General features: G+C 57.7%; 11 protein-coding genes. 7 read left to right on the forward strand and 4 right to left on the reverse strand.

What is annotated here, in order from left to right; translation table 11 throughout:
* Positions 1 to 271: 271 nt before the first annotated feature.
* Both hglS and B4056_RS14740 read right to left on the reverse strand, forming a co-directional pair.
* Positions 272 to 1,615, reverse strand: coding sequence for a 2-oxoadipate dioxygenase/decarboxylase HglS (hglS, locus tag B4056_RS14735; RefSeq protein ID WP_094110919.1), 1,344 nt, complete (start codon positions 1,613 to 1,615; stop codon positions 272 to 274).
* 88 nt (positions 1,616 to 1,703) lie between these two features.
* Positions 1,704 to 3,038 (reverse strand): MFS transporter, encoded by a 1,335-nt coding sequence (locus tag B4056_RS14740; RefSeq protein ID WP_094110920.1) that lies wholly within the window; start codon positions 3,036 to 3,038, stop codon positions 1,704 to 1,706.
* 320 nt (positions 3,039 to 3,358) lie between these two features.
* On the opposite strand from B4056_RS14740, the gene B4056_RS14745 reads away from it, so the two are divergent.
* Positions 3,359 to 4,279 (forward strand): LysR substrate-binding domain-containing protein, encoded by a 921-nt coding sequence (locus tag B4056_RS14745; protein WP_071668841.1) that lies wholly within the window; start codon positions 3,359 to 3,361, stop codon positions 4,277 to 4,279.
* On the opposite strand, the gene smrA is transcribed toward B4056_RS14745, so the two are convergent.
* Complete coding sequence (gene smrA / locus B4056_RS14750; RefSeq protein WP_071668842.1) at positions 4,276 to 4,839, reverse strand: DNA endonuclease SmrA; 564 nt, start codon at positions 4,837 to 4,839, stop codon at positions 4,276 to 4,278. The two genes, B4056_RS14745 and smrA, sit on opposite strands and share 4 nt — an antisense overlap.
* Positions 4,840 to 5,090: 251 nt before the next feature.
* Here smrA and B4056_RS14755 point away from each other — a divergent pair, with 251 nt between their 5' ends.
* The 4 genes from B4056_RS14755 to B4056_RS14770 all read left to right on the forward strand — a co-directional run bounded on the left by B4056_RS14755 (position 5,091) and on the right by B4056_RS14770 (position 9,774).
* Complete coding sequence (locus B4056_RS14755; RefSeq protein WP_039384441.1) at positions 5,091 to 5,843, forward strand: FNR family transcription factor; 753 nt, start codon at positions 5,091 to 5,093, stop codon at positions 5,841 to 5,843.
* Positions 5,844 to 5,961: 118 nt separating this feature from the next.
* Positions 5,962 to 6,918: a universal stress protein UspE gene (gene uspE / locus B4056_RS14760; RefSeq protein WP_071668843.1), complete on the forward strand. Its 957-nt coding sequence runs from the start codon at positions 5,962 to 5,964 to the stop codon at positions 6,916 to 6,918.
* Positions 6,919 to 7,220: 302 nt separating this feature from the next.
* Positions 7,221 to 8,177 (forward strand): DUF1471 family protein YdgH, encoded by a 957-nt coding sequence (gene ydgH / locus B4056_RS14765; RefSeq protein ID WP_039384446.1) that lies wholly within the window; start codon positions 7,221 to 7,223, stop codon positions 8,175 to 8,177.
* Between the two features lie 205 nt (positions 8,178 to 8,382).
* Positions 8,383 to 9,774, forward strand: coding sequence for a basic amino acid/polyamine antiporter (locus tag B4056_RS14770; protein ID WP_039384450.1), 1,392 nt, complete (start codon positions 8,383 to 8,385; stop codon positions 9,772 to 9,774).
* Here the strand turns inward: B4056_RS14770 and B4056_RS14775 are convergent, their stop codons facing one another.
* Positions 9,775 to 10,188, reverse strand: a complete 414-nt coding sequence (locus B4056_RS14775; protein WP_065649316.1) for a hypothetical protein — start codon at positions 10,186 to 10,188, stop codon at positions 9,775 to 9,777.
* A 176-nt stretch (positions 10,189 to 10,364) separates the two neighbouring features.
* Between B4056_RS14775 and rstA the strand changes: the two genes are divergently transcribed.
* Together rstA and rstB are read left to right on the forward strand one after the other, a co-directional pair.
* Complete coding sequence (gene rstA, locus B4056_RS14780) at positions 10,365 to 11,087, forward strand: two-component system response regulator RstA (protein WP_039384454.1); 723 nt, start codon at positions 10,365 to 10,367, stop codon at positions 11,085 to 11,087.
* Positions 11,087 to 12,397, forward strand: coding sequence for a two-component system sensor histidine kinase RstB (rstB, locus tag B4056_RS14785; RefSeq protein ID WP_039384456.1), 1,311 nt, complete (start codon positions 11,087 to 11,089; stop codon positions 12,395 to 12,397). The genes rstA and rstB overlap by 1 nt, the downstream gene beginning before the upstream one ends.
* Positions 12,398 to 12,405: the final 8 nt, after the last annotated feature.

Below are 12,405 nucleotides of genomic sequence, written 5' to 3' on the forward strand. Positions count from 1 at the left end.
ACCCGGATCGCTGAATGAGATCATCAAATATTTTGGCTTACTGTCGGCAGGCTGTTTAGTCTATTGTGGCGGGGCTGAATCCGGCAGGTCAGATGAGTTTCATCCTGAACGGGCGGATCTGATCGAATACCATGCTTACATCGGGGAAAAAGCGTAACCGTTCTGAACGGTGCCGCTGAGCAGAAGCGTATTTACATATGCGTCTGCCATTATAATGATAAAAAATCGCCGGCTGCTGAAATCATCGCTGATTTCGCTGACCGGCTCTCTGTTATCCCTCGTGAATTCCGCAGCGAATCAGACTGCGCTGCTGCATCTGCGCATAGAGCGCCATCTCATCCTGTACTGACGCGCCCAGCGCCGCTTCAAACGCTGCCTGACTGGCGTGACCCGCCTCGCGCGTTATTACCGCATTACCCAGATTAGACTGAAATATGCCCGCCGCGCTGACCGGCAAAAAATCTTCATACACGATAGGTTCTGCCTGCAGCCGGCCAGCCTGCAGCAGGGCTGACACGCTCTCTCCGGCGCGCGGAGGCTGCTGTTCACCGCGCTCCGTCAGACGATAGCGGAACCAGGCGAGCTGCTGCTCGCGCAGCGTCTCTTCATCATCAGGGAAATCACGAAATACCTCACTGAGGCGCTGCTGATGCTGCGCATTATCGCTGCCGGAGCCGGCGGCAGCCAGCAGCCGGTCATACAGAGCCCGGCCGGCCGGGGTCAGCGCTGCACCACGCTGCTCTATCTCGCCGAAGCGCGCCGTGTGCGTGCCCGGCGTACCGTCACTGAAATGCACCGCCTCTTCCAGCGCTTTAAAGCTGGTCTGCCGCAGCAGGATCGGAACCTGGCGCCGCGGCGGGCCTTCAATCAGCACTTTTGGCTCGATACCGCGCGACGGCATCAGCGCCTGCACGCGATCGATATCCAGCGTACGCGGCGTCAGATGGTTGATATGGCAGCCGCGGAAGCAGACAACGTCAGCGATCAGCCGGTGCTGCTGGCTCAGCGCATGATAGGTTTTGCTGTCCACCGTGGTCTGCGCGTGCCAGCGAAACGTTTCCAGCGCCTCGCTGACAAACGCGGCTGCGTCTCTGGCATTGAGGCCGCCCTGCTCCTGATGACGCCGGATAAGCCTGCGGCAGCCGGGCGTAAAGATGTCACGCGCGCCGAGTATCGCCATCGCTCGGGCGTGCAGCGCCGGATCGTCAATCAGCTCAGGACGCAGCAGCGACGTGAAAACGCGAAACGGATTGCGGCGCAGCGCGGTCTCGCTCACGGGCCGGAAAGCCGTGGAGTGAACCGGTACGCCCGCCTGGGACAGGTCGTAATAGCCCACCGGCTCCATGCCCATCACGGCAAACATCTCCCGCAGCAGAGAAAGCTCGGCGGCCGTCCCGACCCGGATAGCGCCATGGCGTTCAACGCTCAGCCGCGCCAGCTCATCCGCCGCTGCCAGCCGATCTTTCAGCGCGGGGTTCGCTTCCAGCGTGCGTTCATTAACCGCGCTGACCAGCTGCGTCAGCGCGCCATACTGCGGCACTTCCTGCTGATACATGGCCGACATGGCCTGTGAAAATAGCGTGCGGATCGCATCAGAGCTGAGAAAATTTTCCATAACAGGGGTCCTGAGCCGGAACAGTGCTGTTACTCTAAATCAAGGCACGCAGCGCAGGTAAAATTTTCCCTGAAGTGTGATCGCCCTGTCACTCCACGCCCGGTTTTGGATCGGCAAAGCGGTACTTGAGCACCAGCATCAGGGTTGTCAGCACGGCCGGTATCGCCAGCAGCAGGAAAATCTGGCTAAACGCCCAGCCCAGCGTCAGCAACTCTGCGCCGGCAAACGCGCTGAGAATCGCACCGATACGGCCTACGCCGTGCATCCAGCTTGAGCCGGTGGCGCGGGCGTGTGTGGGATAGAAGTGAGCGGAGAGCGCATTCATGCCGGTATTGGCGCCGTTAAAACAGAAGCCGCTGCAGAACGCGATTGCGCTCATCAATCCGACCTGCGCCGGAGAGAAGCCAAGCGCAACTATCGCAATGCCGCCGCAGAAGTAGATGGTCGCCAGCGCAAGACTGGCGTTCATGCGGTCCATCAGCCAGCCGGCAAACAGCGAGCCCAGCGTGCCGCCCGCCTGATACATGGCCGTGACAATCGCGGCCCCGGTGAGCGACATCCCCAGCGTGTTGATAAGCGACGGCAGCCAGCTGCCAATAAGGTAGACCAGAAACAGCCCCATAAAATAGCCGCCCCAGAGCATCAGGCTGCCAAACAGATAGGATTCTGATACCACGGTAGCTATCGCGCCGCGCCGCACGTTCAGAGTTTCACTGGCGTGATAGCGGCTGCCTGGCGCCACCTCTCCTGGCAGCATACGCTCAAGGATCGCGTGTATACGCGCCGCCGGCGCGCGCTGGTGAATCAGAAAACGCACCGACTCCGGCAGGCCATACATCAGCCAGGGCAGCACCAGCAACGGCAAAATGCCGCCCATGAGTAACACCGCGTGCCAGCTGTAGCGCGGTAGCAGCCAGGATGCTGCGAATCCGCCAGCCGCTGCGCCAAAGGTGAAGCCGCAAAAGACTACGGTGATAATAAAAGATCGGCGACGTTCAGGAGCATATTCCGCCACCAGCGTGCCCACGTTGGGCATGGCGGCGCCCAGCCCCAGTCCGGTCAGAAAGCGAAACAGCATCATCTGCTCGATGTTCTGCGCCAGCGCGGTGGCCAGCGTCCAGAGCCCAAAAAAGAGCACGCTGAGCAGGATCATGATGCGGCGCCCATAGCGGTCGGCCAGCGGCCCGGCCACCATCGCCCCCAGCGCCAGACCAATCAGCGCGGCGCTGATCACCATGCCCAGCTGATGGTTTGTTACGCCCCAGCCTGCTTTTAGCGCGGGCGCAATGAACCCCATCAGCGCGATATCCATACCGTCCAGTGCCACAATCACAAAGCAGAGCGCGATAAGCCGTTTCTGCCAGCGGCTCAGCGCATGACGGTTGATTAACTGGCGAACATCTACGGCTTCGGCGCTGGTCACGGTTTAACTCCTGCTGTTCAGCAAAAAGGTCATCAGTTTTGGTAAAAAAAACGGCGGATATGATAGCCCATCGTTAACCCTGCACTGCACAATTTTTTCACATGACGCCCATTTCACTCAAAAACAGAACGATTTAAGCCTCTGATAAAACATACTTTTGCAAAAACTGCTTTTCAGCCAGCCGGGACCAGGTTGCAAAAACAAGGGGTTAAGGGAGACCGTGTATGAAAAGACTTTTGTTAAATTCATTTTGCAATTAAGTTAACAGAACGCATTTTTGCTGGTTGCTCTCGCCAGCCCTTACGGATTACGTTGACCCTATGGATAAAAACACGGTTTTCAGCCAGCGCATTCGCCTGCGCCATCTGCACGCTTTCGTCGCCGTTGCGCAACAGGGAACGCTGGGGCGTGCAGCAGAGACGCTCAGCCTGAGCCAGCCTGCGCTCTCCAAGACCCTGAATGAGCTTGAAGAGCTGGCAGGCGCGCGCCTGCTGGATCGCGGGCGTTCAGGCGCGCAGCTGACCACGGCGGGCGAACAGTTTCTGGTTTACGCAGTAAAAGTGCTGGACGCGCTGAATCATGCTGCGCAAAGCTTTAACGCGCCGGCACCGGGACGGCCGGTTATTATCCGGCTGGGGGCGCTGACCACGGCGGCAATGGGCATGTTACCGCAGATTCTGAACCGCTTTCATGAGCAGCAGCCAAACACCACGGTGCAGGTAGCCACGCTGCACAACAACGTGCTGCTGGCCGGGCTGCGCGCCGGTGAATTTGATGTCGGCATTGGCCGCATGGCCAGCAGTGAAATGATGGCGGGGTTAAGTTATGAGTTGCTGTTTCTGGAGTCGCTGAAGCTGGTCGTCAGGCCGGAACATCCGCTTTTAAGTGACAACGTCACACTGTCCCGCGCCATGCAGTGGCCGGTGGTGATCTCGCCGGAAGGCACCGCGCCGCGGCGCATCGCGCAGCATATGCTGGATGAGCAGAGCTGCAGTTTGCCTCCGGACTGCGTTGAAACCTCCTCTACCTCCCTTGCCCGCCAGCTGGCGCTGCGCTACGACTACGTCTGGTTTGTTCCTTCTGGCGCGGTCAAGGAGGATCTTGAACACCATGCCCTGCATGCACTGCCGCTCGCCTCACCCGGTCCGGGCGAACCGGTAGGGATCATCACCCGCAGCGGCTATCCGCTCAGCCTCAGCGCTGAAGTGCTGATCGCCACGATCCGCAAGTTTCACCATTAGCGGCTGCGCTTTGCATGCCGCTCGCGGTTGTCGAGCCGCGCCTGCTCAGTTTTACGCAAACTCACATAAAGCGCGCCCGCACCGCCGTGCTGCGGCTGTGCGGTACAGAAGCTTTGCACCTGATCAAACTGCTGCAGCCAGCGCGCCAGATAGCTGCGCACAATGTTGGCATGCGACTCGTCATCACGTCCTTTGCCGTGAATAATCAGCAAATTACGCAGCCCCTGCCGGCGCGCTTCCTGCATAAAACTGAACAGCGACTGGCGGCAGGTCTCCACCGGCTGACGCAGCAGATTCAGGCTCGCCTCCAGCGGATATTTGCCCAGCCGCACTTTATCCACGACGCCCTGCTGAATGCCTTCTGCCCGGTACTCCAGCGGTGATGTGAGCGGGACAATCTCCAGAAAACCGCGCGTAAGAAAGTTCTCTTCGCTCTCCGGCGGCACAGTCCGTGGCGCTTTAGTGGAGGGCGCACGCAGCCACTGCGTATTAGCACAATCTTTCAGGGGCGTGACATCCCCCATGGCATCGCGGAACAGGTCTTCATCATCAAGGTTCATCATGTTTCCCCATACCCGTTTAAGCATATGCGCACGGCATACTGATAAAACTGAAGAATAGCAAAGGTTGCCGTACGGGGTAAAAGGTCTGCACCGCAGAGGCCGGATGCTGTTACGCCGCGCGGGTGAGATCAATCGGGCGAATACCCATTAATTGTAAGGTTTTTGTGCCAGATCCAGCCTGCATGCATTCACAGCAGGAAGAAAAATGGTAAAATTGACGGCAGTCAATAATCATCGAGCGTACAGATATGATCCAGGAAAAACGCAGCATTCGACGTATTCAGTCTGGCGGATGTGCGATCCACTGTCAGGATTGCAGTATCAGCCAGTTGTGTATTCCTTTCACACTGAATGAGCATGAGCTTGATCAGCTGGACAACATCATCGAACGTAAAAAGCCGATTCAGAAAGGCCAGACATTATTCAAAGCGGGTGACGAACTGAAGTCGCTGTATGCCATTCGCTCCGGCACAATCAAGAGTTATACCATTACCGAACAGGGCGACGAGCAGATCACCGGCTTTCATCTGGCAGGCGACCTGGTCGGGTTTGATGCCATCGTTAACGCTAAGCACCCGGGCTTCGCACAGGCGCTGGAGACGGCCATGGTCTGCGAAATCCCTTTTGAGACGCTGGACGATCTGTCAGGCAAAATGCCCGCACTGCGTCAGCAGATGATGCGTCTGATGAGCGGAGAGATTAAAGGCGATCAGGATATGATTATGCTGCTCTCCAGAAAAAATGCTGAAGAGCGGCTGGCCGCCTTTATCTGGAATCTCTCGCGGCGCTTTGGCCAGCGCGGTTTTTCGCAGCGCGAGTTCCGGCTGACCATGACGCGCGGCGATATCGGCAATTATCTGGGACTGACGGTTGAAACCATCAGCCGCCTGCTGGGGCGTTTTCAGAAAAGCGGCATGCTGGCTGTTAAAGGCAAATATATCACTATTGAAGATCACGCCCTGCTCTCTGAGCTGGCGGGTCAGGCGGAACAACCCGCCTGAGGCGTTGCCGGGTCAGTAATTGTTATTTTATTGATCCGGCTACACCTTTTCCGCTTCTGCACGCCCGGAACTTAGGCTATCTTTATTCCATATGGCCTGGGTCTAAGGAGAGTGCGCTATGTCCCGTTACCAACATGTTCTGGTCGCGATCGATCCTCAGCAGGACGATCAGCCGGCGCTGCGTCGCGCGGTTTATCTGAATCAACGCATCGGCGGAAAAATTAAAGCGTTTCTGCCTATCTATGATTTCTCCTATGAAATGACCACCCTGCTTTCGCCTGATGAGCGCACGAATATGCGCAAAGGGGTGATTAGCCAGCGCACCGAGTGGATCCGTGAGCAGGCGCAGGCCTATCTGGATGCCGGCGTAGATATCGAAATCAAAGTGGTCTGGCACAACCGCCCTTTTGAAGCGATTATTCAGGAGGTGCTGGCGCACAATCATGACCTGGTGCTGAAAATGGCACACCAGCATGACCGGCTGGAGTCGGTGATTTTTACCCCCACCGACTGGCATCTGCTGCGTAAATGTCCCTGCCCGGTGTGGATGGTAAAAGATCAGCCGTGGCCGGAAGGCGGTAAAGCGGTGGTGGCGGTAAACCTCGCCAGCGAAGAGCCGCATCACGATGAGCTGAATCAGAAACTGATCCGCGAAACCGCGCGTCTGGCGGAAATGGTAAATCACACCGAGGTCCATCTGGTGGGCGCTTATCCGGTTACGCCGATTAATATCGCCATTGAGCTGCCCGATTTTGATCCCAGCGTCTATAACGACGCTATCCGCGGTCAGCATCTGGTGGCGATGAAAGCGCTGCGACAGAAATTCTCCATCGGTGAAGAGTTTACTCACGTCGCTAAAGGCCTGCCGGAAGAGGTGATCCCCGATATCGCTTCACAGCTGGATGCCGGTATTGTCGTGCTCGGTACGATAGGCCGTACCGGCCTCTCGGCGGCCTTTCTTGGCAACACCGCTGAGCAGGTTATCGACCATCTGCGCTGTGATTTACTGGCCATCAAGCCGGATGATTTTAAATCGCCGGTCGATCGTGATGATGAGGAAGATGAAGAGGATTAACCGTCACGGGCGCTGCGGCGCCCCTGCATGATGACGCCCGTCCTGATCCATTACCCCGCTTAACAACATCCTATACCGCAGCGCGTAGCCTGAACGGGCTACGCGCTTAACTGCCCGACAGACGCATTCGCGATTTCAGAAAAAATATTGCCGCAAAAAGAGACATGCATCCATACGGCATTCACGCTAAATTGGCTGAGACAGGCTGATTATTACATGCAATAATCAGCGGCTAATCTGTTATACATCAAGAGTCCAGCACGTTTTCGTACTCATTTTGCGTAAGGCGAAGGATCATTTTTATGAAGCTGAAGAACACCATTCTGGCGTCTACTCTGTTATCGCTGCTGGCAGCTAACGCGTTTGCTGCCAAAGAGCTGACGCCGGAACAAGCGGCCGGCCTGAAACCATTCGAACGTATTAATATCAACGGCCGCTTCAACGCAATCGGTGATGCCACCAGCGCAGTCTCGAGAGCAGCAGATGAGAAAGGCGCTGACTCGTTTTACGTTCAGGGCATCAATGATACCAACGGTAACGGCGGCAACTGGCGCGTCACCGCAGATTTATACAAAGCGGACGCCGCTAAAGCATCGACCGATACGCAGTATCGCGTGATCAACGGCGTTAAAGAGCTGCCGAAAGCGGAAGCCTACCGCCTTGAACCGTTCGACACGGTTTCAGTCAGTGGCTTCTTCTCCAGCCAGCCCGCGGTAAATGATGCGATCTCCAGAGCCGCACAGAAAAAAGGCGCCGCCTCATTCTTTATCGTGCGCCAGGTTGATGCCAATAACGGCGGCAATCAGTACGTCACCGCCTATGTCTATAAAGCTGATGCCAAAGCGCGTATCGTCCAGGATACATCAAACTCGATTCCTGCTGATTCTGAAGCCGGAAAAGCCGCGCTGGCCGCTGGCGGCGCAGCGGCGTCGCGCGTGGCGCTGCCGGGCGTAGCCTCTTCTGATACGCCAAGCACCAATGTAGGTCGCTTCTTTGAGACGCAGAGTTCAACCGGCAAACGCTATACGGTGAAGCAGTCAGATGGCCGCAGCGTGCAGGAAGTCAATGCGATTACCGCCGCGCAGATGCAGCCGTTTGATACCATCACCTTCTCCGATCATTTCGGCACGCCGACTGAGATTTCAGAGGCCGTCGGCAAGCGGGCTATCGCCAAAGGCGCGAAGTATTACCACATCACGCGCCAGTGGCAGAACCAGAGCGGTGGCAACCTTACCGTTACCGCCGACCTGTTTAAATAATGATGCAGCGGGGCAGCCAGACTGCCCTGCTGTTTGCATAGTTCCTGCACAAATCTGCATACTCTTGCATTGCCATCCCTCTCTCCTCCTCGTAAAATCTGCCGCCTGTTTTCAGGGGATTCCGTTTTAATCTGCGCCTGATGGTGCACTACACTTCTACGGAAAGTTCACGACCCAGCATACTCTGCTGTTCAGGAAAGGCATTTTGGATAAAAAATTAGGTCTTAGCGCGTTGACGGCTCTGGTGCTCAGCTCCATGCTTGGCGCGGGCGTGTTTAGCCTGCCGCAGAATATGGCGGCCGTCGCGGGGCCGGCGGCGCTGCTCATCGGCTGGCTCATCACCGGCGTGGGTATTATTTTTCTCTCCCTCGCAATGCTGCTGCTGACGCGGCTCAAACCGGAGCTCGACGGCGGTATCTTTACCTATGCCCGCGCCGGGTTTGGTGAGCTAACGGGATTCTGCTCGGCGTGGGGCTACTGGCTCTGCGCCGTGATCGCCAACGTCTCTTATCTGGTGATTGTGTTCTCTGCGCTGAGCTTTTTTACCGATACGCCGCAGCACGTGGTGTTTGGCGACGGTAACACCTGGCAGGCGATGCTGGGCGCTTCGGTGCTGCTCTGGCTGGTACACTGGCTGGTGCTGCGCGGCGTGCAGACCGCAGCGAGCATTAATATGCTGGCCACGCTTGGCAAGCTGGTCCCGCTGCTGCTGTTTGTGGTGCTGGCGCTGCTGGCATTTAATTATGACCGGTTCAGCTTCGATTTCAGCGGCGCTGAGCTGGGTCAGCCCCTGTGGCAGCAGATCAAGCAGACCATGCTTATCACGCTGTGGGTATTTATCGGCGTTGAGGGAGCCGTGGTGGTATCGGCGCGCGCGCGCAATAAACAGGATGTGGGGCGCGCCACGCTGCTGGCGGTGCTGGCGGCGCTGCTGGTTTATCTGCTGGTCACGCTGCTCTCGCTGGGGGTGATCCCGCGCGCTGAGCTGGCGCAGCTGCGCAACCCGTCAATGGCGGGGCTGATGACGCATCTGCTGGGTCACTGGGGCGATGCGGTGATAGCCGCGGGGCTGATTGTCTCGGTCTGCGGCGCCTATCTCAGCTGGACCATCATGGCGGCTGAAGTTCCCTTTATCGCTGCCCGGCAGGGTGCATTTCCGCGCAGCCTCGCCCGACAGAACCGTCATAACTCGCCTGCGGCGTCGCTGTGGCTGACCAACGGCAGCGTACAGGTTTGCCTGATCGCCATCGCGCTGACCGGCGCTGACTACAATACCCTGCTCACGATCGCCTCAGAGATGATTCTGGTGCCTTACCTGCTGGTGGGACTCTATCTGATGAAGGTGGTGCGCGGCCAGCAGAAACCGCTGGCGATGAGCATCGGGCTGGGTGCCACGCTGTATGGCCTCTGGCTGCTCTACGCCTCAGGCCCGCTGCATCTGCTGCTCTCCGTGGTGCTTTACGCGCCGGGACTGCTGCTGTTTCTCTACGCGCGCCGCGGCGGACGCGGTGACAAACCGCTGCTGCAGCTGGAGCGCATGGCGATTGTGCTGTTGATGGCGGCATCGCTGCCCGCGCTGTGGCAGCTTACGCAGTAATCAATGCGCGAGTGCCGGAATGGAGACGCACAGCAGATCGTTCTGCTGTGTAAGATTGAGGGGTTTGCTGTATTCGTGGTGGATCCCATCAAGCTGTTCCGCAGAGAGCGGATAAGGCAGCTGGATATCAAACCGGCTGATATGCTGCTGCTCCGCCAGCGTGATCAGCCGGGCGATATTGATCTCATCGCTGACCTGCGTTGAAATGATTTGCAACGCTAATTCTTTCAAGTGATCGTCGCTGGCCTGTAAGCTGTGCGCAGACTTACGGGTCACCATGCCAAAAATGGGCATGACACCGTAAATGGCGTCAACAAAGCTCCAGCGTTTTTTGCAGGAAGCGGAGAGAAAGTCACTGTAATTGAAGCAGATGCGATCACTGTATCCGGCTGAAGCCAGCTCTTTATCAGACACCCTCGCACTCCTCCTGTTTTTCAATGCGGTTCCGAACCTTGCGCCTTAACGCGCCGCTAATAATGGCACATTTCACGGTATACATACCAGTGAGACAGGGATATTTCGTGCGGTAGCGTAGTGCTCAGGACCAGGAAAAGCTATGCTGCTGCCATTCTTTTTCAGCGCGCTTACCTATGAACAAAATTGTCTATGTTGAAGATGAGCCGGAAGTCGGCGAGCTGATCGCCGCCTATCTGGGTCGCCATGATATTGACGTGGTGGTCGAAACGCGCGGCGATCGCGCCGAGGCGACGATTCTTAACGTCCAGCCGGATCTGGTCCTGCTGGATATTATGCTGCCGGGTAAAGATGGCATGACGCTCTGCCGCGACCTGCGGGCGCACTGGAGTGGTCCCATTGTCCTGCTGACCTCGCTCGACAGCGATATGAACCATATTCTCGCGCTTGAAATGGGCGCCAATGACTACATTCTCAAGACCACGCCCCCTGCCGTGCTGCTGGCGCGGCTGCGTCTGCATCTGCGCCAGGCGGTGGTCAACAAGCCGGAGAGCACGCCGGCACAGCAGCAGTCGCAGAAAGTGCTGCGGTTTGGTTCGCTGACCATCGATGCGCTGAACCGTCAGGTGCTGCTGTTTGATGAGAACATTACGCTTTCAACGGCCGACTTCGATCTGCTGTGGCAGCTGGCGAGCCACGCCGGCGAGATCCTCGATCGCGACGCGCTGCTGATGACGCTGCGCGGCGTGAGCTATGACGGCATGGATCGCAGTATTGATGTGGCTATCTCGCGGCTGCGCAAAAAGCTCTATGACAGCGCGACTGAGCCGTTTCGCATCAAAACCATCCGCAACAAAGGCTACCTGTTTGCGCCTCAGGCCTGGGATACCCGCAGCTGATGAGAAAGCTCTTTATTCAGTTTTACCTGCTGCTGTTTGTCTGCTTTCTGGTGATGACCCTGCTGGTGGGCCTGGTGTATAAGTTTACCGCCGAGCGGGCTGGCCGGCAGTCGATGAATGACCTGATGGCCAGCTCGCTGTTTCTGATGCGCAGCGAGCTGCGCGAGATCCCGCCGCGCGACTGGAACAAAACTATCCGCAGTCTCGATCTTGACCTCTCTTTCGATCTCAATATCGAACCTATGAGCAAATACCAGCTGGATGAGAGGGATATGAAACGTCTGCGCGCCGGCGAAATTGTCGCGCTCGACGATCAGTACACCTTTCTGCAGCATATTCCCCGCAGCCACTACGTGCTCTCTGTCGGGCCTATCCCCTATCTGTTTTATCTGCATCAGATGCGGCTGCTCGATATTGCGCTGGTGGCGTTTATTGGTATGTCGCTGGCACTGCCGGTATTTATCTGGCTGCGTCCGCACTGGCAGGAGATGCAGCGGCTGGAGAAAGCCGCGGAGCGCTTTGGCCGCGGTGAGCTGGACGTGCGCACCCATTTTGAAAGCACCTCCAGCCTTCACAGTCTCGGCGTAGCGTTTAACCAGATGGCGGATAACATCAATACGCTGGTGGCCAGCAAAAAACAGCTGATTGATGGCATCGCCCACGAGCTGCGCACGCCGCTGGTGCGCCTGCGCTACCGGCTGGAGATGAGCGATAACCTGACAGAGGCGGAGTCCGCCGCGCTGAATCGCGATGTGGGCCAGCTGGAGAGCCTGATTGAAGAACTGCTGACCTATGCCCGGCTGGACCGTCCGCGGGTCGACCTGCATCTGCAGTCGTTCGACCTGGCGCAGTGGCTGCGGCTCTATATTGCTGATGTACAGAGTATGCAGCCGCACACGCAGATCGCGCTGGATATTCCGCAGCTGCAGAATACCGGCAGCGCCGACATGCGGCTGATGGAGCGGGTGCTGGATAACCTCGTCAATAATGCGTTGCGCTACGCTACTGAGCGGCTGCGCGTCAGCCTCTGGTTTGACGGCACAACCGGCATTTTGCAGGTAGAGGATGATGGTCCCGGCATTCCGGCCGAAGAGCGCCAGCGGGTTTTTGAGCCTTTCGTTCGTCTCGATCCCAGCCGCGATCGCGCGACCGGCGGCTGCGGCCTCGGGCTGGCTATCGTCCATTCGATTGCCCAGGCGCTGCAGGGTCAGGTGGTGATCGAGAGCTCGCCGCTCGGCGGCGCCAGCGTTCGCTTTTGCTGGCCGGTTGATTTACCCTTGCGTGAGACACCCCCCCGCTTACCCGCTTAAGGAGATCT

The sequence above is a fragment of the Pantoea sp. UBA7232 genome (assembly GCF_002473195.1).
Taxonomy (GTDB): domain Bacteria; phylum Pseudomonadota; class Gammaproteobacteria; order Enterobacterales; family Enterobacteriaceae; genus Pantoea; species Pantoea eucrina.